Below are 21,143 nucleotides of genomic sequence, written 5' to 3'. Positions count from 1 at the left end.
AGCCAGAAAAAACGGCCTCCCTGTAACAGGAGGCCGTTTTCGTTTCTGCCGGGAGCATCAAGCTTAACGGAAGCGCTCGTCGCGGCCGTGAGGCTCATCCCAGTTGAAGGCAGGGCCAAGAGAGATCACCCCGGATGGGTTGATCGTTTTATGACTGCAATAGTAGTGATGGCGGATATGCGGCAGATTGACCGTTTCTGCCAGACCCGGCATCTGATAGATTTCCCGCAGGAAGCCGTTCAGATTCAGGTAATCCCCAATACGGTGTCTGTCGCATTTGAAATGCGTCACGTAGACCGGGTCAAATCTTACCAGGGTCGTCCACAGCCGCAGATCGGCTTCCGTCAGCCTGTCGCCGGTCAGATAGCGGTGCTGACCGAGCATTTGCTCAAGGCGGTCCAGCGAGCGGAACAGCGCGGTAACCGCTTCATCATAAGCTTGCTGGGAAGTGGCAAAACCAGATTTATAGACGCCGTTATTCACGGTGTCGTAAACCCAGCTGTTCACCTCATCAATTTTGCTGCGCAGATCGGCAGGATAGTAATCTCCCGCTTTTGCTCCAACGGCATCAAAAGCGCTGTTAAACATGCGCAGGATATCGGCAGACTCATTGCTGACGATGGTATTTTGCTGCTTGTCCCACAGCACGGGGACGGTCACGCGGCCGGTATACTCTTTGTCCGCATGCAGATAGAGCTGATAAAGGTATTCGTTTTGATAGAGGCTGTCGCCCGTGGCTGCCGGGAAGTTATCATCGAACGTCCAGCCATTTTCCAGCATCAGTGGATGAACCACAGAAACGGAAATAAGTGATTCAAGGCCTTTCAGCGAGCGCATAATCAGCGTGCGATGCGCCCAGGGGCAGGCCAGAGAAACATAGAGGTGATAACGATCTGCTTCAGCACGAAAGCCGCCGTTACCGGTCGGGCCTGCTTCGCCATCAGCGGTTACCCAGTTGCGGAATGCCGATTCCGAGCGCTTGAAGCGTCCGCCTGTGGATTTGGTATCGTACCAGTTATCGTGCCAGACACCGTCAATCAGTTGTCCCATGATCCCTTCCTCCTGCAAATGAAAAAGCGAGGATATCGTCTCCTCGCTTCGATGCTACTGAGTATAGCGGGTGTTTCTTACCACTTTTTATTCAGGATGCGATCCAGGCTGATTGCGCCAGGGCCGGTAATAAACAGCAGCAGATAGCCACCGGCAATACTCAGGTTTTTCATGAAGTTGATTGAGTTACCATCCACAGAGAAATCAGCGTGGAAGACAAACGCGGTAATCAGAGTAAACAGAGCGGTCACAATCGCGGTGAAGCGAGTCAGAAGACCGAACAGAATTGCCAGGCCGCCGCCAAATTCAAGCAGGATGGTCAGTGGCAGGAAAAAGCCCGGAACGCCCATATGTTCCATATATTGCTGAGTACCGGCATAGCCGTTAATTTTTCCCCAACCCGCCACAATAAACAGCACTGGCATCAGAATGCGCGCAACTAAAAAGCCGATATCTTCTAATTTTTTCATGATTGACCCTAACAAGTTTTATCAGGCAGGCAATCTCACCTGCTGCGTTTTATTCAGGCCTGACGCGTGTTTACCGCTCAGTGCCGGTCGTTGCAGAAGATAATATTCGCGAAAGGGAACTATTGTAAGCGAGATAAACTGTCGAAGTTTTTCAGGAAAATTGAATGGCGGGATCGGGCCAGATGTTGCTGGGTACTGAAAGGGCGGGGAATAAAAAAGCCCCTCTCAGCGAGGGCTGAAGGGGCTAACGGCGGGGAAGATAGGCACGAACCATGCGCCAGGTGCTCCACGCGCCAATGCCGCGCTTCGCCCAGCGGGTAATAAAGCGGGGGTTGCGAACTGACCAGATAGCCATCAGACCGCTTCCCACCGCCACATAGCGTCGCAGACCAACCAGCGTCAGCCAGCCGTGGTCATAGCGGGCCGTGCTGGCCAGAAAACGCTTTTTACTGGCGCTCAGGTCAAGCCGCTGCTGCTGGATTTCACGCAGCAGCCCGGCTTTGCGTTCATCACGCTCGCGGCTCATTACTCATCCTCCAGCAGCTTCCGATCGGACTTCAGCTCTTTACGGGTGACGCTTAACAGCGTGGAGCGGCGTGATTTGGCCAGCGTCCACAACCCAAAGATAAGGGCCAGAGCGAAGAGCACGCCCGTGGTCACGCCAATCGCCATCAGGCGATACTGTGCATCGACTGCCCAGATGATCAGCACCATCAGGCTCATCAGACCGAACGCGGTGAAGAGCATGGTAAGACCAATCATGATCAGCATCTGGATCAGATTAGCTTTCTCTTCCTCAAGCTCGACGACGGCCAGCCGCACACGCGTTTCCACAATCCCCACAATGGTGGTGACGATACGCTGTCCGATATCAATGACCCCTTTGCCGGGGCCGTGGCGTTGTTGAGAGTCTGCCATAATTAACGGCGCGTCAGCAGGACACCCAGTACCACACCAATGGCGGCACCAATTCCTACACTGGTCCAGGGGTTTTCGCGCACGTAAACGTCTGCCTGATCGGCTACTTCACGTGAGGTTTGAGCAATACGCTCACCAGAGTCGCCCAGGCGTGCACGCGTATCTCTCAACGCGCTTTGAGCTTTGCTGCGCAGCTTGTCCAGCTCGGTTTTGGATTTGTCACCAGTATTGCTCAGCACTTCTTCCAGCGTATCCGCCAGGGTTTTCAGTTCTGCACGCAGATGTTCAGACGTAGTATCTTTTGACATGACAAACTCCTTTGATGGTCAGTAATGAGAGTCCGGCGCCACTTACTCAGTAAGGTGCAGCCTGAACTTCCTTCAGTTTTTGTTCTGCTTCTGCCAGTTTTCTTTCACGCTTGGCAATTTTTTTACTGTCATCGCCGTCCGCTTTTTCTTCCGCCAGCTCTTTCTGCCGCTCGGCCACTTTTTCCTTCAGTTCAGCAATCTTTTCCTGATGCTGCGCTTTCAGTTTTTCATCGGTACAGCCCGCTTTCGCTTCCGTCAGCGCGCGCTCCAGGCCAGTGACACGACGTTGATTGTCATGTTTTTTGGCCAGGTCGATTTCATGCTGAATTTCCTGCTCTTTTTGCAGACAGAGCGTGTCCGCAGCAGTGGCAAAAGTGGTCAGAGTAAACAGGCTGAGTCCGAGGAGTGTGCGGTATTTCATGCTTATTTTTACCTTCCATTGTGTTGGGTCGCTATATGACCCGCTATTCCTGAAAAACGAATCGGGTCTCTCTGGCCTGATAAGCATAGTCAGAAAACCTGAAAAGCTCAAAAAGAGTGAAGATTCTTAGAGATAGCTTGCCGATCCGGCTAAAAACTAGCCTACCGACTGCTTTCGCAGGCTGAGGCGGTTCATGAGCTGTGAGGAGCCGGGGGGATTGAACTGGCTGATATCGAAGCCATAAGGCAGCATCTGATGCAGGACTTTCTCCGCCGCAATGCTCTGTTCTTGAGTATCAAAACGTATCACCAGCGAGTTATTGTCCGGCGTAATACTTTTGATAGGGATCCCCTCGGCATTAAGCCGCTGATAAACATAAAAACCATCAGGCAGCGTGGTGCCCTGTCGTGAAACGCGAATTTGCAGCGCCGTCTCGTTACGAAAGAGCGAAGGAAGAAATATCACCAGCATCAGCGCGGCAACAGAGAGTGTGAGGATGGATAACACCCGCACAGAGAGATAAGGTTTGAGCAGAGCCAGCATTATGAGTTTCCTTTCTCATTGTTCGTGCTGCGCTTTTTGCGCCAGAGCACGACCAGTGAGCCAACCAAACCAAAGACCAGCAGTACCAGCGGCAGCAGCATCAGACAAAACATCAGCTGGTCTTCATATTTGCGAAAAATAGGGGTCTTGCCCAACGCAAAGCCCAGCACCGTCAGAATCAGCACCCACAGCAGCGCACTCATCCAGTTAAAGAACTGGAAGCGGGCATTACTCAGGCCGGAAAGGCCTGCAATAGTGGGCAGCAGCGTTCTGACAAAGGCAATAAAGCGGCCGACAAGCAGAGCAGAAAGACCATGTTTATGGAAAAGTTGATGAGCACGTTGATGATATTGTGCGGGCAGGTGCGACAGCCACTTTTGCACGGTAGGGGTGTTGCCCAGCCATTTTCCCTGTAAATAGCTGACCCAGCAGCCCAGGCTTGCCGCCGTGGTAAGAATAAACAAGGTCATAGGGAAGGTTAAGGTCCCTTTAGCAATCAGTACGCCCACTAATACCAGCAGGCTGTCGCCAGGCAGGAAAGCCGCCGGAAGCAGGCCATTTTCCAGAAAAAGGATCATAAACAGGACAAAATAGATGGCCCAGACCAGAGTAGGGTCGGAAAGGGTGACAAAATCTTGTTGCCAAAGCGCTTGAACCAGGGCTTTAAAAATATCCATTGGGTGTTCCCGAACATCATTGTTTACGGTGTTCTGCACGAGGCCGACGCAAAGAGTTAATCGTTATTATGAGCGCGGCACCAGTCTGAACACAGGCAGTATTATGGTTAACAGGCAAAACGGAACGCCCCCTGAATACCCGTTTAACGGGTAAGAAAAGGCGTTTAACTGTAACAAAATAGCGGCGAATGAGACAGGAGAAACTCGTCGCCAACCTTGTTTTACAGGGCCAGGAGGGCAGGTAAAAGAAGTTTTACACAGGCTGACATTATAGCGTCTGTTTTGCAAAGAGTTGAGGGGGGACGATTTTTCTTAAAATGCGATTTATCAACCTTTGAGCTAAAAAAAGCCCTGAGTGGCTTATTTTTAACGTTGTGGCTGATTCCTCTTATTTGCTGCTGGCGAAAATCGTGGCTGACCGGGTTTTTATACACAATTAAACCCTTAATGTGTGATCAATCCTGCAATTACCCGGCGCGGAGAGGGACAACCCTGCTGCTACCTTTTAAACATGAAGCCATTCGTCGGCCCTCCTTCAGCGCTGACTCATTCTCAGCTTTCAGGTAAAGGATGTGGCTATGTCAGCATTGAACCGCAGGAATTTCCCAGGGCGGACTCACCCCACAAAAATCATTCAGTTTGGTGAAGGCAATTTCCTGCGCGCTTTCACAGGCTGGCAAATTGACCTGTTAAATGAACATACCGACCTTGACGCCGGTATTGTCGTGGTGCGCCCGCGCAACAGCCAGACCACGCGGAGCCTTAATTCGCAGGATGGGCTTTATACCACCCTGATCCGGGGTGTGAATGAACAGGGGGAAGTGGTGAGCGAACCCCGGTTAATCCGCGCAGTGAATGCCGAGATCCATCCGTGGCGGCAATACGAAGCGTTTATGGCGCTGGCAAAAGAGGAGGGGATCCGCTTCGTTTTCTCTAATACTACCGAAGCCGGTATTTACTACGATGCAAACGATCGGCTGGAAGAGAGACCGCCCGCCAGTTTTCCCGCCAGACTGACGCAGCTGCTGTTTGCCCGCTGGCAGCACTTTTCCGGTGCCAGCGATAAAGGCTGGGTGATGCTGCCTTGTGAGCTGATTGATGACAACGGCGAAGCGCTGAAGGCACTGGTGCTGCGCTACGCGCACGAGTGGGCGCTCCCCTCTGCCTTTGTACAGTGGCTTGAGCAGCACAATACCTTCTGCTCAACGCTGGTCGACAGAATTGTCACTGGCTATCCGCAGGAAGCCGCTGAAATCCAGCAGCAGCTTGGTTATCAGGATGAGTACCTGGTGGCGGGAGAGTTCTATTACCTGCTGGCAATCCAGGGGCCTGCCTGGCTTGAACAGGCGCTTTGCCTGGACAAGCTCCCGCTTAATATCCGGCTGGTGGAGGATATCAAACCCTATAAAGAGCAGAAGGTAGCAATCCTCAACGGGGCACATACGGCAATGATGCCGGTCGCTTACCTTGCCGGGCTGGATACGGTTGGGGAAGCGATGGCCGATGCTGATATTGCCGCTTTCGTTAACAGCACGCTGAGAGAGGAGATTATTCCCACCCTTTCCCAGCATCCGGATGCGCTAAACAGCTTTGCCGATGCGGTGCTGAGCCGTTTCCGTAATCCTTTTATCCATCATCAGTTACAGGCTATCGCCCTGAACAGCATGACCAAGTTTCGCACCCGTTTACTGCCCCAAATCCTGAAGCACTGTCAGTTGCATGGCGAACCGCCTGCGCGTCTCACCTTTACTTTTGCCGCCTTGCTGGCTTATTACCGCGGCAAACGGGGGCAGGAGAGCTTTGCTTTGCAGGATGATGAAGCCTGGCTGACAACATTCGCCACGCTGTGGCAGCAGGTTGATAGTGGAAAAATGGCACCGCAACAGCTGGTGGAAGCGGTACTGAGCGTGTCGGACCACTGGGGCGAAGACTTAAACGGCGTTAGCGGCTTAACCGCCACGCTGACTGAACATGTGCAGCGCATTGTCGGTGACGGTATGCGTCAGGCATTGATTCGTTTGAACTGAGGAGCAACAGATGCAGCGTTACATTAAAATTCATCCAAACGATAACGTGGCGGTCGCCCTGACCGATCTCGCTGAAGGCGAGAGTCTGAGCTTTGAAGGAGAAGAGGTCATCCTCAAGCAGAGCATGGAGCGGGGGCATAAGTGCGCTCTTCAGCCGCTGGCCGTGGGCAGCCTGGTTGTTAAATATGGCCTGCCCATCGGACATGCCACCGTGCCGGTAGCCGCTGGTGAAATGCTGCATTCGCATAACACCCGCACCAATCTGAACGATCTGGATGAGTACAGCTATCAACCCGATTTCGCCACCTTACCGCCTCAGGCTGGCGACCGTGAGGTGCAGATTTTCCGTCGGAAAAATGGCGATGTGGGGATCCGTAACGAGCTGTGGATACTGCCAACGGTAGGTTGCGTAAACGGTATTGCAAAACAGATGGTTACCCGTTTCCTGAAGGAGAGTAATGACGCGGCGGGCATTGATGGTGTTCATCTCTTCACTCATCCTTTTGGCTGCTCGCAGCTCGGGCAGGATCATGAAAACACCCGTACCATGCTGCAAAATATGGTGCGTCATCCCAACGCGGGCGCGGTACTGGTGATTGGGCTGGGCTGCGAAAACAATCAGGTGGATGTCTTCCGTGAAACGCTGGGCGATTATGATGCTGAGCGCGTGCATTTTATGGCGCTGCAACAGCATGATGATGAGGTCGGGGCCGGGCTGGAGCATCTTCGCCAGCTGTTTGAGGTGATGCGTCACGACAGGCGCCAGCCAGGCCGCTTAAGCGAACTGAAATTTGGCCTGGAGTGCGGCGGCTCTGACGGCTTGTCCGGCATCACTGCGAACCCGTTGCTGGGGCGTTTTTCCGACCAGATGATTGCCAACGGCGGGACTACGGTGCTGACCGAGGTGCCGGAGATGTTTGGTGCCGAGCGGATCCTGATGAGCCGCTGCCGCGACGAAGCGACGTTTGCGAAGACGGTAAGTATGATTAATGACTTTAAGCGTTACTTCATCGACCACGATCAGCCGATCTACGAAAACCCGTCGCCAGGCAACAAAGCGGGCGGCATCACCACGCTGGAAGAAAAGTCTCTTGGCTGTACGCAAAAGGCGGGAGAAAGTCAGGTGGTTGATGTGCTGAAATATGGTGAACGCCTGCATCAGCCGGGTCTGAACCTGCTCAGCGCACCGGGTAATGATGCGGTCGCAACCAGCGCGCTGGCCGGTGCCGGCTGCCATATGGTGCTGTTCAGTACCGGGCGCGGGACGCCTTACGGCGGATTCGTGCCCACGGTTAAACTTTCTACTAACAGCGAGCTGGCCGCGAAAAAGCCGCACTGGATCGATTTCGATGCCGGTGTCCTGATTAAAGGAACGGAGATGTCGGTGCTGCTGGAGAAGTTTGTCGATACGCTGGTGGAGATTGCCAACGGTCGCCAGACCCGTAATGAAGAAAACGATTTCAGGGAACTGGCAATTTTTAAAAGTGGCGTCACGCTCTGAAAATGGCCTGAGGTAACAGCAGGAAAACAGAGCAGGCTCGTCACCCAGGGTGGCGAGCCTGCTGCAAGATCTGTGGGCTGACTCTTCTGTAAAAGCTCACTCAGGGTGATAACCTCTTAGCAGAAGCCAGCTTTATATCTCATTCCTTTTGCCGTTTTCAGGCGCGACGCGCCTGGTGACGATCTTCAGCCATACAGGCCGCCGCCGTAAAGAGAATATCCGCTGAGGAGTTCAGTGCGGTCTCGGCTGAATCCTGGAGAACACCGATAATAAAGCCCACCGCTACCACCTGCATGGCAACCTCGTTGGGAATACCAAACATATTACAGGCTACCGGGATCAGCAGCAGCGAGCCACCCGCCACGCCAGAGGCACCGCAGGCACAGATGGAAGCCACCAGGCTCAGCAGGATGGCGGTACTGGTATCCACCTGAATGCCCAGCGTATTGACCGCTGCCAGCGTCAGCACGGTAATGGTAATGGAGGCACCCGCCATACTGATATTCGCGCCAACAGGAATCGAAACCGAATAGGTATCCTCATCCAGATTGAGCTTTTTCGCCAGCGCCATATTCACCGGAATATTTGCCGCAGAGCTGCGGGTAAAAAAGGCGGTAACGCCGCTTTCGCGCAGGCAGGTGAAGACCAGCGGATAGGGATTGCGGCGAATTTTCCAGTAAACCAGAATCGGGTTAAACACCAGCGCCATCAGCAGCATACAGCCAATCAGCAAGCCCAGCAGCTGTGCGTAATCCCACAATGCAGAGAAACCGGTCGAGGCCAGAATCGAGGCTACCAGGCCAAAGATACCGACTGGAGCGAAGCGGATCACAATGCGCACCAGATAAGTCACGGCGTTGGAGGCATCATTCAGGAAAGCGCGGGTAGTGTCACTGCTGTGGCGGAACGCGAAGCCCAGGCCAATTGCCCATACCAGAATCCCGATATAATTAGCATGGATCAGCGCATCAACAGGGTTTGAGACCATGCTCATCAGCAAGCCGTTCAGCACTTCCAGAATCCCGGAAGGTGGCGTGATTTGCTGGGTGGCATCGGTCAGCGTCAGGGTTTGCGGCAGCAGATGACTGAATATCACGGCGACCACGGCGGCGCAGAAGGTGCTCAGCAGATAGAGGATGATGATGGGACGGATGCTGGTTTTGCTGCCGTGCTGATGGTTAGCAATAGAGGCTATTACCAGCACCATCACCAGCAGCGGAGCAACCGCTTTCAGGGCGCTGACAAACAGCGTGCCCAGCAGGGCAACGGAGAGCGCCCCCTCTTTGGAGAACCACGCCAGCGCAATACCGGCGACCAGGCCGATCATAATTTGGGTAACCAGGCTTCCCTGCATCAGGCGTTGTACCAGCCCGGGACGACGTTTTTCCATACTCATATTAAAAAACCATTTTGTTATTAATAACAATGCGCACCAGCGTCGTATGCGCTGATCAGAGCGGCATCGGTGTGTTTGCGCGGATGAGTATAAGGAAATGTGATGTCAGGGGAAGGGAAAAGTCTCGAAAAATTGACGTCGGTAAGAATTGGCCGGCAATAAGAAAGATTCGCCGGTAAGCGACAGGGAGGGCTGGCCTGAACCAGCCCCCGCCAGCGGCACGATTATTTGCTTAACTGCTTCTGGTCGTTGCGATGATTCACCCAGGCATTAACCAGCAGCGTAACCGCAAGGATACCGCCTACGGTTGCCAGCGAGATCGACACCGGAATGTGATAAAAATCGACAATCAGCATTTTCACGCCGATAAAGACCAGCACCACAGCCAGACCATACTTCAGCATGTGGAAGCGCTCTGCGACGTTAGCCAGCAGGAAGTACATCGCACGGAGGCCCAGAATAGCGAACAGGTTAGAGGTCAGCACGATAAAGGGATCGGTAGTGACGGCGAAGATGGCAGGGATACTGTCAACGGCAAAAATGACGTCACTCAGCTCCACCATAATCAGCACCAGCAGCAGCGGCGTGGCGAACAGCACGCCGTTACGGCGCACAAAGAACTTCTCGCCTTCCATATTTTCCGTCATTCGCAGATGGCCCCGCAGCCAGCGCACAACCGGCCTGTCGCCAACGTTGTTCTCCTCATCGCTGCCGCCTTCCATGCCCATCTTAATCCCGGTGAAAATCAGGAACGCACCGAAAACGTAAAGGATCCAGCTGAACTCGGAGACCAGCCAGCTTCCTGCGAAGATCATGATGGTACGCAGGACGATAGCGCCAAGAATGCCGTAGATCAGTACGCGGCGCTGGATTGCAGCAGGAACCGCAAAGTAGCTGAACAGCATCAGCCAGACAAAAACGTTATCCACAGCCAGCGCTTTTTCCAGCACGTAACCCGTCAGGAACGCCAGAGTTTGTGTATTAGCGACTTCACGGCCAATGTTGCCGTCGAGATACCACCAGAAACCGGCGGCGAAAAGCAGAGAAAGGGTGATCCACAAGAGCGACCAGAGCGCTGCCTGCTTCATTGACATGGTTTGTGCGCCGCGTCTCCCCTGTAAGAAGAGGTCGATAGCGAGCATGATGATGACGATGACGGTAAAGCTGCCCCACAGCAGAGGCGTGCCAACAGATTGCATAGCGATATCCTGTTAAATGAACATTGGCTTTCAGTAGAAGGCTGCCTCCTTCAAGAAGGTAAACAGGTTCCGGTTAAGGCCAGGTCTCACTCACAGCAGGCACATTGTCCTGTTGCCCGACGACCGGGTATCTGTGGATACCGTGCTGACGATCGTTCGGCGTTGAAGTTACTCCCCTATGCTGCGCCAGAAGATAATGGCTGGCGCAGCACAGGTCAATCACAACTGGACATATTTAGAAATGTTTACACAGAGGCTGGACCGTCAGCCGGGAAGACGACGCCAGTCTGACGACGAATTTCGGTCAGCAGCTTTGCCGTGGTCCGGGAAGTGGCAAGACCCGCATGGTCGATCTCATTTGTCTCCACCAGACGGGCGAAGGTCTCGGCTTCATACAGCATGGTATTGATATGCTGCGGATAACTGAGGTCCTGGCTTTTTGCACCGCGTGGCATAAAGCTGACGCGCTGGCATTCCGAGACCTGCTCAATGACCAGCGATCCCTGTTCACCCTGGATCTCGCTCGGCACCACAGACTGGCTGACTTTGGAATGGAGGAGTGTGACGTCGAAGTCGCCGTACTCCATCAGCACTGTCCCGTGGGCATCCACGCCGCTTTCCAGCAGAGAGGCGGTAGCGGTAACGCGATCAGGCTCGCCCCACAGGCTGACAGCAGTAGCCAGGCAGTAATAACCGATATCCATAATGGAGCCGTTTGACCAGGCAGGATTAAAGGTGTTGGGATTCTCGCCATCCAGATAACGCTGATAGCGCGAAGAGTACTGGCAATAGTTCAACAGCGCCTTACGCAGCTTGCCCACTTTAGGCAGGGCCTGCTGTAAAATAAGGAAATTAGGCAGGCTGGCGGTTTTAAAGGCTTCAAACAGCACTACCTGATTGTCACGGGCACAGGCAATCATCGCCTCCACTTCCCGCAGGTTAGAGGCCAGCGGTTTTTCACAGATCACATGTTTTTTATGCTGCAAAAACAGCAGCGCCTGCTGGCAGTGCAGAGCATTAGGGCTGGCGATGTAGACCGCATCTGTCGCCTCTGACTGCGCCATCTGCTCCAGCGAAGTAAAAAGATGTTCAACGGGATAATCTTTGCTGAAGGCCTGAGCCTGTTCAAGCGAGCGGGAGTAGACGGCGGTCAGCTTCATTTTGCCGGTTTCATGGGCGGCATCGACAAACTGACGGGTTATCCAGTTCGTCCCTACAACAGCGAAGCGTATCATGCGTGTTTCAGTCTCCACACGTTTTGGATGAGGTTGGAGCAGGAGAGAGGCCTGCCCAGAGCGTTATCTGTCAGAGTAGCACGTGAGTTGCCGTGGGCAATGGCTAAAAAAAGCGAAGCGCGCCTCTCAGTGTGGCACTCTGTTATCCTGTCTCAGGCAGTTTGATTTTTACCGTATCCTCTTTCACGATAAGAGAAAATACGCGCATCCAGGGTGAGCATAAACAATGACGACGGGCAGTAAACACGCACTGAACTGGACCAGCATTCTGGTTGCTATCCCGGTAGGTCTGGTGGCCACGCTGGTGACGCTGGGGTTCCGCCAGTTGATTGAGATGATCAACTCCGTGCTCTTTGGGACGCAGCAGGATGTGACCCAGGCGATTGGCGTCTACCCGTGGTATCTCTGGCCGGTGGTGGTGGGGCTGGGCGGCGTGATTGCCGGTTTTTTCCTGCGTTATGCCACCGCTATTGAACAGAAAGAGACGGTGCGTACCGACTACCTGGAAGTGATCAACGCCAGGCTCGACGCTGTTCCCACTAAAACCTCCCTGTTCCGCGCACTCTCTTCTGTTGCCAGCATCAGCAGCGGCGCTTCTATAGGTAAAGAGGGGCCGATGGTGCAGCTTTCTGCACTCAGTGGCAGCCTGATGGGGCGGCTCTGCTTTCGTCATCTGGCGTTGAAAAACAGCGATATTGTGGCAATGGCCGCCGCCGCCGGGCTTTCCTCTGTGTATCATGCGCCGCTGGCTTCAGCGATTTTTGTGGCGGAGATTGCGTTTGGCATCTCCGCCCTACAGCGACTGATCCCGCTGATTATCTCTTCCGGCGTGGCGGTGCTGACCATGTGGACGCTGGGTTACCGTTCCGCCATCTATCCTTTTTCTCACGCTCAGTTTGACCTGACGCCCGGCAATATTCTGCTGACGGTGATAGTGGGTTTGCTGGCGGGTCTGGCGGGCTGGGCGATGATTTGGCTGATCGGCCAGAGCAAACGGCGTTTTGGCCGCATCAAAAGCCTGCCGTTCCGTCTGGGATTAGGGGGCGTTATCGTCGGCGCGATGGCGGTGGGCAGCAGCAATATTCTGGGAAACGGTTATGAAGTGATTGTTGAGATCATGGCCGGAAGTTTTGTGCTGAAAGGGCTGATTGTGTTGCTGGCGCTGAAGATGATCGCCACGGCGGTTTCCGTGGGGTCTAACGCCGTTGGGGGCCTCTTCACCCCCTCGTTACTGATAGGGGCGGTACTCGGCGTGATAGTGGCAACGCTGGCCAGCCTGGCAGGATGGCCGGTCAGCAACACGGTGATTTTTGCCGCGGTGGGAATGGGGGCAGTACTCGCTTCGGTAAGTCAGGCCCCGCTGATGGCGATGCTGATGGTGCTGGAGATGACGCTCAACAGCAGCCTGCTGTTTCCCACCATGATCGCCTGCGTGCTGGCCTCAATGACCGTCTACCGGTTGCAGTCCAGCAGTACTTACCCGGTGATTGGCAATCACTTCAGCCGCTCCGACGCCAAATTCGATTTCGATAACGGGATTGTCTCGCAGCTTATTGTGTCGGGCGCGGCGTTAAAGCCCGGCGATACCGTCGGGAAGGCGCTGGCGGTCAGTTCACTGAAGCGTGAACGCTTCGTCTACGTTATCAGCGATACCGGCCAGTTTATGGGGGCGGTCTCAATTCACGATATCGCCAGAAAGGTGCTGGATAAAGAGATCACCCTGGATTCGCCGGTGAGCTGCGTGATGGATGAATCCTTCCCCTATATTTTTGAAAATCAAACCATTACCGAGAGCTGGGAAGCGTTTGCCAGAGTGACGCTGGAGCGCTTACCGGTGCTGAATAATCCGCAGGAGAAGCGATATCTGGGGGCCTTGACCAAAACCAGCCTGATCCAGAAGGCGAAGGAATTTCTGTAGCCTGAACGTCATGCAACGCCAGGTTCCGTGGCTGGCGCAGGGCGATCAGCCCTCTTGCCCCCGCAGAGCCTGTTCGGTCAGCCAGAGACGGGTATCGAATTCGAGCTGATGATAGTCAGGCTCCATATGGCAACAGAGCTGGTAAAACGCCTTGTTGTGATCTTTCTCTTTGATGTGCGCCAGCTCATGCACCACGATCATGCGCAGAAACGCTTCCGGTGCCTGTTTGAAAATGGTCGCCACGCGGATCTCCGCCTTGGCTTTGAGTTTGCCGCCCTGCACGCGAGAGATGGCCGTATGCAGGCCCAGCGCATGCTTCATTACCTTGATTTTACTGTCATAAATCACTTTATTCAGCGGCGGGGCATTGCGCAGGCTCTGGTTCTTCAACGCCAGGGCATAGTCGTAGAGCGCTTTATCGCTGGTAATGGTGTGGCTGGCCGGATAGCGCTTTTGCAGGACAGCTCCCAGACGCTGCTGATCGATCAGCGTTTGCACCTGTGACAACAGCGACTCAGGGTAACCTTGCAGGTAAATAAGCGACGACATGCAGACTCCAGGAAAGAAAAAAGTTTACTGTTAGCCCGTTTTAGGGGATAAAACGCGGGAATTTTACCATTAAGGTCATCCCATGAGCCAACTCGAACTGAGCCACCGCACGCTGACGCTGCACCGTTTCCCTCAAACGCGCGAAGAAAGCCCGCTACAGGCGTGGGATGCCGCTGATGAATATCTGCTGCAACACGTGGCAGAAGACCAGACTACCGGACCAACATTCCTGTTTAACGACACCTTTGGTGCGCTGGCTTGTGGCCTTTACGGTGAAGAGCTGTACAGCATCAGCGACTCCCTGATGGGCGAGCTGGCTACGCGGCAGAACCTGAATCTGAATGCGATGGATGAAGGCGACGTGAAGTTTATCAACAGCCTTGCTCCGCTGCCGGTTGCGCCAGCGCGCGTGCTGATGAAGATCCCTAAAACGCTGGCCTTGCTGGAGCACCAGCTCCGCTCCCTGCGTAGCGTTGTGACGCCAGAGACGCAGATCATCGCCGCAGGCAAAGCCAAAGATATTCACACTTCCACACTCAACCTGTTTGAACGTGTGCTGGGCGTGACCACCACCTCGCTGGCGGTGAAAAAGGCCAGGCTGATCTTCTGCCAGCCAACCTTGCCTGCGCTGGAAGAGGCCCCCATGACCTCTATCTGGCCGCTGGATGATACGCTCTACGAGATCCATAACCATGCTAACGTCTTCTCGCGCAGCGGCCTGGACGTGGGCGCGCGCTTCTTTATGGCTAACCTGCCGGAGAATATTGAGGGCGAAATCGCGGACCTGGGCTGCGGTAACGGCGTGATTGGCCTGACGGCGCTGGATCAGAACCCGGCGGCAGAAGTGCACTTTATTGATGAGTCCTGGATGGCTGTCGCCTCCAGCGAGATGAATGTGGAAGTGAACCGTCCGGACGACAGGGACCGCTGCCACTTCTCGGTCAACAACTCGCTGGCTGGTTTCCCGTCCAACACCTTCCACGCGGTGTTATGCAACCCGCCGTTCCATCAGCAAAATACGCTGACTGACTATATTGCCTGGCAGATGATGCGCGACTCTTATCGCTGCCTGCAACAGGGCGGGGAACTGCGTGTTGTCGGGAATCGTCATCTCGATTACTACCGCAAAATGAAGAAGCTGTTTGGCAACTGCACCACCGTCGCTTCTAACCAGAAATTCGTTATTCTGCGTTCAGTGAAGATGCGCTAGTTCCCCGCTGTTCAGAGTAAAAAAAAGGCGGGCCGTGTAAACAGTCCGCCTTTTTACTGCGCTGAATTTAGCTGCGCTTACGGATCCAGGAGAAGCGCTGCTGATAGCCGTGATCAAAATGGGTATTACGGCGATAGCTGGCCTTCTCCTCTGCCATGCAATAGGTACAAATCTGGCTCAGCTCAATCTGCGCCTCTGGCACTCCCTCACGCATCGCCAGCCTTTTAGCCAGCAGCGGCAAATCAAACCACTCTCCCTGTGTTGTCCCTACAGCCTGTGGCCGCAGGGCTTTTGCATTTGTGGGCTGAGAGGAGGTGACGGCGAGAAGGGCGGCGATCTCTGGTGTCTCCTGCCGGATGCGGGCAAGGCGCTCTTCGCCCAGCTCATAGCAGCAGGGGCCAATAGCGGGGCCTACCGCAACGATCAGGCTTTCTGGCGTGGCGCCCCGTTCAGTCAACAGGCGAAGCGTGTTAACCAACACGCCAGACAATGCGCCGTTAAGGCCGGCATGTACCGCTGCGACCTGTTTGTGGCGTGTATCCGCAATCAGAATCGGCAGGCAGTCGGCGGTATAGATTGTCACCGGGCGCGTGCCTGTGCCAATCAGCCCGTCCGCCTCACGGCTTTTGACCGGCAGCGCTTCCGTATCCAGCACTACCGTGGCGCTGTGGCGCTGCTGATTATAAATACTCTCTTCCGGTGGGGGTTCGCCGGCTGGCTGGAAGGCGTGATCGAGCCACGTCAGCCTGGATAACAGGGGCGAATGGTAGGGTTGCGGCATGATCCGGTCCTTTTCAGCAGTTGGCGGATTAACATTTTCTTCACAGTACGGGGGAGATGCTACAGTTTTAAGGCATTAATTCGAAAGCTTTTCCGCCACACTGACAGGAGACAGAGCACTTTGAAAATAAAAACGTCGTTAAGCGTGGCCACCCTGATGGCGCTGGCCCTCTCCGGCTGCGCGCAGCAGAAAACGGATGCCGCTAATCAGCTCAATCAACAGTCGGTTATGGCGCTCAACTGGTTCCAGCAGTCGGGTGAATATCAGGCGCTGGCGTATCAGGCGTTTAACTTCGCCACGCTGGCTTTTGATAAAGCCCCGTCGCTGACCGGTAAGCCTAAAGCGGTAATTGTCGATCTGGATGAAACAATGATCGATAACAGTGCCTACAGTGCATGGCAGGTCAAAGCGAACCAGCCCTTCTCCGACAAAACCTGGTCAGGCTGGACGCAGGCAAAACAAGCCCTCGCCATACCGGGCGCGGTCAATTTCGCCAACTACGTTAACAGCCACGGCGGCACGATGTTCTATGTCTCTAATCGTGATAAGCAGGATGCTGCCGCCACGGCAGAAAATCTCAGGCAACTGGGCTTTACCGGCGTAAATGACCAAACGCTGCGCCTGAAAACCGACAGTTCCAACAAGCAGGCGCGTTTTGATGCCATCAAGGCAGAAGGATACAACGTTGTGCTGTACGTGGGCGATAATCTCAACGATTACGGTGCAGCGACTTATCATCAGGGCAACGCCCAGCGCCGGGCATTTGTGAACCAGAACAATCGCCTGTTTGGTACGCAATTTATCATTCTTCCTAATCCGCTCTATGGAGACTGGGAGAGCGGATTAGGCGAAGGCTATAACAAGCTCACCCCCGAACAGAAGTTGCAAACCCGTGATGCCAGTCTGAAGGCGTGGAGCGGGAAGTAAATAGCAGCACTTCAGATCGCCAGGGCCAGCTTTGTGCCCTGAGCGATCGCCCGCCGCGCATCCAGCTCCAGCGCCACGTCAGCCCCACCGATAATATGCACCGGCTTGCCGGCTGCCCGTAAAGCCTCTTCCAGCGACCGGTCAGGCTCCTGTCCGGCGCAAATCACCACGTTATCGACCTCAAGTAATACCGGTTCGCCGTCGCGCAGGATCTGTAACCCACGATCGTCAATTTGCAGATACTGCACGCCGCCCCACATCTTCACCGCACGCATTTGCAGGCTGGCACGGTGGATCCAGCCGGTGGTTTTACCCAGCCCGGCGCCTGGCTTGCCAGGTTTGCGCTGCAACAGCCAGATGGCGCGCGCTGGTTCGGGCAGCACAGGCGGCACCAGTCCACCCTGTTGCTGCAATGTCTGGTCAATTCCCCACTCCCGACAAAACGCAGCCACGTCCAGACTGGTGGAAGCGCCATGCTGGCTGAGATACTCCGCCGTATCAAAGCCAATGCCGCCTGCCCCAATTAATGCCACGCGTTTCCCTACCGGTTTTTTATCCCGCAGCACATCCAGATAGCTCAACACGCAGGGGTGGTCGATGCCTGGAATGGCTGGCCAGCGCGGCGTCACGCCGGTTGCCAGCACCACTTCGTCAAAATCTGCCAGCAGGCTGGCCGAAGCCGTTTCGTTCAGCCGGAGCCTGACTCCCGTCAGCGCCAGCTGAGTGCGGTAGTAGCGCAGCGTTTCGCTGAACTCCTCTTTGCCGGGTATCTGTCGGGCAATATTGAACTGGCCGCCGACTTCTGCCGCGCGATCAAACAACGTGACCTGATGCCCGCGTGAGGCGGCATTGACGGCAAAAGCCAGCCCGGCGGGGCCAGCGCCAACAACTGCCAGACGTTTTGTGATCTCCGCTGGCCGAACGGGCATCTCCGTTTCATGGCAGGCGCGGGGGTTGACCAGGCACGAGGTTATCTTCCCGGCAAAAATTTGATCCAGGCAGGCCTGATTGCAGCCGATACAGGTGTTGATCTCATTGCTGCGGCCCGATTGCGCTTTTTCCACCCATTGCGCATCGGCAAGAAAAGGGCGCGCCATCGAGATCATATCGGCACAGCCCTCATCCAGTAGAGCCTGGGCCACATCGGGATGGTTGATGCGGTTAGTGGCGATCAGCGGGATATGCAGGTGCTGCCGAAGCTGTTTCGTCACCCAGCCAAAAGCTGCGCGAGGCACCGAGGTGGCAATAGTCGGGATCCGCGCCTCATGCCAGCCAATGCCGGTGTTGATAAGCGTTGCGCCTGCCGACTCAATAGCCTTTGCCAGCCGCACCGTTTGCGGCAGCGTATTGCCCTGTTCCACTAAATCCAGCATGGAGAGCCGGAAGATAATAATAAATTCGCGTCCGACCGCTTGCCGTATGGCCCTGACAATTTCTACCGCAAAACGCATGCGGCGGGTTTCATCGCCACCCCACTCATCATCGCGATGGTTGGTTCTCTCAGCAAGGAACTGATTAATCAGATAGCCTTCCGAGCCCATTATTTCCACACCATCATAACCCGCCTCTTTTGCCAGCGCGGCGCAGCGGGCGAAATCCTCAATCAGCGCCACAATCGCGTCAGCCTTCAGCTCAAGCGGCTTAAAAGGGTTAATCGGTGCCTGAAGCGGGGAGGGCGCCACTAAAGAGGGTTGATAGCTGTAGCGGCCAGCGTGCAGGATTTGCAGCGCAATTTTGCCACCAGCCTGGTGTACGGCCTGAGTGACCTGGCGATGGTGTGAAAGCTGCTCCCGGTGATTCAGAACGCTTGCACCCGCCATAACTACGCCCTCGGGGGAAGGCGCAATGCCGCCCGTTACAATCAGCGCCACGCCAGCGGCTGCGCGCTCGGCATAAAAAGCGGCCAGACGGCGCGGCCCGTCAGGATGCTCTTCCAGCCCGGTATGCATCGAGCCCATCAGCAGACGATTTTTCAGTTGGGTAAAACCCAGATCCAGCGGCGAGAACAGAGAAGTGTTCATAGGAGCCTGAGGTGAGTGGTCGGATGAGTTGTACTGTAGCGGCGAAAAGCCCGTTCGGAAAGTGTTGTTAACCGGAGTGTGATGCGCCGCCAACTATTTAGCCTGCCAGGCGGCACGGCCAGAGAAAAGCAGCTACACCTGATTCATCTTCTGGCGACTTTCTTCAAGGAAATACAATGCCTGTAACCATTATAGCGGTTGGTGTGATCCTGCTTTTAGTGCTGATGATCGTCTTTAAAGTGAACGGCTTTATTGCCCTGGTGTTTGTCTCTGCCGTGGTGGGCGTGGCGGAAGGGATGACGCCGCTGGCGGTAGTGGCCTCCATTCAAAAAGGGATTGGCGGCACCCTGGGAAGCCTGGCGATGATCCTGGGGTTCGGCGCCATGCTGGGCAGGCTGGTGTCGGACACGGGCGCAGCGCAGCGGGTGGCGACCACACTGATCGCCGCCTTCGGCAAAAAACATCTGCAATGGGCGCTGGTGATCACCGGGCTGATTGTCGGGCTGGCGATGTTTTACGAAGTGGGCTTTGTGCTGCTGCTGCCGCTGGTGTTTACTATTGTGGCCGCTGCGCAGATGCCGTTGCTGTACGTAGGCGTACCAATGGTGGCAGCGCTTTCGGTAACGCACTGCTTCCTGCCGCCCCATCCCGGCCCAACGGCCATTGCCACCATCTTTGGGGCAAATATCGGCACCACGCTGCTCTACGGGCTGATTATCACTATCCCAACAGTGATTGTCGCCGGGCCGATTTTCTCCCGCTTCCTGAAGAGTTTCGAGCGTGAACCGCCGGAAGGTTTGTTTAATCCGAAAATCTTTGAAGAGCACGAGATGCCCGGCTTCTGGATCAGCATCTTCGCGGCGGTGATCCCGGTGATCCTGATGGCGATGGCCGCCGTCTGCGAGCTGACCATGCCGAAGGAAAACGGTGTCAGGCAGTTCTTTGAATTTATCGGCAACCCGGCCGTTGCGCTGTTTATCTCCGTGGTGGTCGCCGTGCTGACGCTGGGACTGCGTAATGGCCGTAAGATGGAAGAGGTGATGGAGATGTGCGGCAGCTCCATTGCCGCTATCGCGATGATTCTCTTTATTATTGCGGGCGGTGGTGCCTTCAAGCAGGTACTGGTGGACAGTGGCGTAGGTAACTACATTGCCGATTTGATGAAAGGCTCGTCGTTGTCACCGCTGCTGATGTGCTGGACCGTTGCGGCGATGCTGCGAGTAGCGCTTGGCTCGGCCACCGTCGCGGCTATTACTACCGCCGGGATTGTTACCCCCATCATCGCCATCACCCATACCGATCCGGCGCTGATGGTGCTGGCTGTGGGGTCGGGCAGCGTCATCGCCTCCCACGTGAACGATCCGGGCTTCTGGCTGTTTAAAGGGTACTTCAACCTGACGGTGGTAGAGACGTTGAAAACCTGGACGGTGATGGAAACGTTAATCTCATTCCTGGGACTGGCGGGCGTGCTGATCCTGAATGCTGTCATCCACTAACATTTTCTGGCCCTGGTTAAGGCAAAAACAGGGCCAGTAAAAGTTTGGACAGCCCCTCTGCACTTATAAAGCTCCGTGCTCTGCGGGGCTTATTCTGTGTAAAGAAGTTAAAGGATTTCAGCCTGTGTCTGACGATACTTGATAAATAGCGTTATTACTATCTGACTTATCTGTCCAAAGAGAAACAAAAGAAAAGCCTTATTCCCTCTCGTTTAAATTCACTTCCAGCTGGAAGGGATCATTTAATACGACAATATTAAAATGAGACTACTGTCCCGACCATTTTCTTTTCAGGAATAACTTTTACTTATATGTGAATAACAGTACAAAATAAAAGGTGATTATAAGTAGTTGAAATATAAAATATAATACTTATTTCTTCTTGGGTTTTAATGAACCTTTCTCCTGAAGTTAAAAAATCAATCTTTTATTAATTAATTTAAAAAAGATTACATTTCCCTTTATTTTAAATGCCCAGGATAAATCCTAATAATTT

General features: G+C 54.5%; 20 protein-coding genes. 6 read left to right on the top strand and 14 right to left on the bottom strand.

The window, feature by feature from the left end; genetic code table 11:
* Nucleotides 1-63: 63 nt before the first annotated feature.
* From AAH450_RS13055 to AAH450_RS13020, 8 genes are all read right to left on the bottom strand, one after another.
* Nucleotides 64-1,050 carry a glutathione S-transferase family protein gene (locus AAH450_RS13055; RefSeq protein WP_342910611.1) on the bottom strand — a complete coding sequence of 329 codons (987 nt, stop codon included), beginning with the start codon at nt 1,048-1,050 and terminating at the stop codon, nt 64-66.
* 77 nt (nt 1,051-1,127) lie between these two features.
* Nucleotides 1,128-1,520 (bottom strand): DoxX family protein, encoded by a 393-nt coding sequence (locus AAH450_RS13050; protein ID WP_306208300.1) that lies wholly within the window; start codon nt 1,518-1,520, stop codon nt 1,128-1,130.
* 244 nt (nt 1,521-1,764) lie between these two features.
* On the bottom strand, nt 1,765-2,046 hold the full coding sequence (locus tag AAH450_RS13045) for a YqjK-like family protein (RefSeq protein WP_342910610.1): 282 nt from the start codon (nt 2,044-2,046) through the stop codon (nt 1,765-1,767).
* Nucleotides 2,046-2,438, bottom strand: a complete 393-nt coding sequence (locus AAH450_RS13040; protein ID WP_318788600.1) for a phage holin family protein — start codon at nt 2,436-2,438, stop codon at nt 2,046-2,048. The genes AAH450_RS13045 and AAH450_RS13040 overlap by 1 nt, the downstream gene beginning before the upstream one ends.
* A gap of 2 nt (nt 2,439-2,440) precedes the next feature.
* Nucleotides 2,441-2,746 (bottom strand): ElaB/YgaM/YqjD family protein, encoded by a 306-nt coding sequence (locus tag AAH450_RS13035; RefSeq protein WP_342910609.1) that lies wholly within the window; start codon nt 2,744-2,746, stop codon nt 2,441-2,443.
* Nucleotides 2,747-2,792: 46 nt separating this feature from the next.
* Nucleotides 2,793-3,167, bottom strand: coding sequence for a DUF1090 domain-containing protein (locus tag AAH450_RS13030; RefSeq protein ID WP_342910608.1), 375 nt, complete (start codon nt 3,165-3,167; stop codon nt 2,793-2,795).
* A 156-nt stretch (nt 3,168-3,323) separates the two neighbouring features.
* The gene (gene mzrA / locus AAH450_RS13025; protein WP_463322732.1) at nt 3,324-3,638 is read right to left on the bottom strand and encodes an EnvZ/OmpR regulon moderator MzrA; all 315 of its coding nucleotides are present in this window, start codon (nt 3,636-3,638) and stop codon (nt 3,324-3,326) included.
* A 71-nt stretch (nt 3,639-3,709) separates the two neighbouring features.
* Complete coding sequence (locus AAH450_RS13020; RefSeq protein ID WP_342910606.1) at nt 3,710-4,387, bottom strand: DedA family protein; 678 nt, start codon at nt 4,385-4,387, stop codon at nt 3,710-3,712.
* Between the two features lie 578 nt (nt 4,388-4,965).
* On the opposite strand from AAH450_RS13020, the gene AAH450_RS13015 reads away from it, so the two are divergent.
* A complete protein-coding gene (locus AAH450_RS13015; protein WP_342910605.1) occupies nt 4,966-6,414 on the top strand; it encodes a tagaturonate reductase in 1,449 nt (482 codons plus the stop codon).
* 10 nt (nt 6,415-6,424) lie between these two features.
* Nucleotides 6,425-7,915 (top strand): UxaA family hydrolase, encoded by a 1,491-nt coding sequence (locus tag AAH450_RS13010; protein WP_342910604.1) that lies wholly within the window; start codon nt 6,425-6,427, stop codon nt 7,913-7,915.
* Between the two features lie 157 nt (nt 7,916-8,072).
* Here the strand turns inward: AAH450_RS13010 and sstT are convergent, their stop codons facing one another.
* From sstT to AAH450_RS12995, 3 genes are all read right to left on the bottom strand, one after another.
* Nucleotides 8,073-9,305 carry a serine/threonine transporter SstT gene (gene sstT, locus AAH450_RS13005; RefSeq protein WP_342910826.1) on the bottom strand — a complete coding sequence of 411 codons (1,233 nt, stop codon included), beginning with the start codon at nt 9,303-9,305 and terminating at the stop codon, nt 8,073-8,075.
* A 230-nt stretch (nt 9,306-9,535) separates the two neighbouring features.
* Entirely contained in the window at nt 9,536-10,510 is a 975-nt protein-coding gene (locus AAH450_RS13000; RefSeq protein WP_342910603.1) for a TerC family protein, read from the bottom strand.
* Nucleotides 10,511-10,755: 245 nt separating this feature from the next.
* On the bottom strand, nt 10,756-11,745 hold the full coding sequence (locus tag AAH450_RS12995) for a Gfo/Idh/MocA family protein (RefSeq protein ID WP_342910602.1): 990 nt from the start codon (nt 11,743-11,745) through the stop codon (nt 10,756-10,758).
* Nucleotides 11,746-11,971: 226 nt separating this feature from the next.
* Between AAH450_RS12995 and AAH450_RS12990 the strand changes: the two genes are divergently transcribed.
* A complete protein-coding gene (locus tag AAH450_RS12990) occupies nt 11,972-13,663 on the top strand; it encodes a chloride channel protein (RefSeq protein ID WP_342910601.1) in 1,692 nt (563 codons plus the stop codon).
* A gap of 45 nt (nt 13,664-13,708) precedes the next feature.
* Here AAH450_RS12990 and AAH450_RS12985 read toward each other — a convergent pair whose 3' ends face one another.
* A complete protein-coding gene (locus AAH450_RS12985) occupies nt 13,709-14,212 on the bottom strand; it encodes a M48 metallopeptidase family protein (protein ID WP_342910600.1) in 504 nt (167 codons plus the stop codon).
* 82 nt (nt 14,213-14,294) lie between these two features.
* Here AAH450_RS12985 and rlmG point away from each other — a divergent pair, with 82 nt between their 5' ends.
* The gene (gene rlmG / locus AAH450_RS12980) at nt 14,295-15,422 is read left to right on the top strand and encodes a 23S rRNA (guanine(1835)-N(2))-methyltransferase RlmG (RefSeq protein WP_342910599.1); all 1,128 of its coding nucleotides are present in this window, start codon (nt 14,295-14,297) and stop codon (nt 15,420-15,422) included.
* 67 nt (nt 15,423-15,489) lie between these two features.
* Here rlmG and AAH450_RS12975 read toward each other — a convergent pair whose 3' ends face one another.
* Nucleotides 15,490-16,203 (bottom strand): purine nucleoside phosphorylase YfiH/LACC1 family protein, encoded by a 714-nt coding sequence (locus AAH450_RS12975; protein WP_342910598.1) that lies wholly within the window; start codon nt 16,201-16,203, stop codon nt 15,490-15,492.
* 120 nt (nt 16,204-16,323) lie between these two features.
* On the opposite strand from AAH450_RS12975, the gene AAH450_RS12970 reads away from it, so the two are divergent.
* On the top strand, nt 16,324-17,130 hold the full coding sequence (locus AAH450_RS12970) for a 5'-nucleotidase, lipoprotein e(P4) family (protein WP_318788612.1): 807 nt from the start codon (nt 16,324-16,326) through the stop codon (nt 17,128-17,130).
* A gap of 11 nt (nt 17,131-17,141) precedes the next feature.
* Here the strand turns inward: AAH450_RS12970 and AAH450_RS12965 are convergent, their stop codons facing one another.
* Complete coding sequence (locus AAH450_RS12965) at nt 17,142-19,151, bottom strand: NADPH-dependent 2,4-dienoyl-CoA reductase (RefSeq protein ID WP_342910597.1); 2,010 nt, start codon at nt 19,149-19,151, stop codon at nt 17,142-17,144.
* A gap of 176 nt (nt 19,152-19,327) precedes the next feature.
* On the opposite strand from AAH450_RS12965, the gene AAH450_RS12960 reads away from it, so the two are divergent.
* Nucleotides 19,328-20,647, top strand: coding sequence for a gluconate:H+ symporter (locus tag AAH450_RS12960; RefSeq protein WP_342910596.1), 1,320 nt, complete (start codon nt 19,328-19,330; stop codon nt 20,645-20,647).
* Nucleotides 20,648-21,143 lie beyond the last annotated feature (496 nt).

The sequence above is a fragment of the Erwinia magellanica genome (assembly GCF_039023495.1).
GTDB lineage: Bacteria > Pseudomonadota > Gammaproteobacteria > Enterobacterales > Enterobacteriaceae > Erwinia.
The sequence above is the reverse complement of the archived record's forward strand: the minus strand, read 5'-3'. Positions and strand labels throughout refer to the sequence as shown.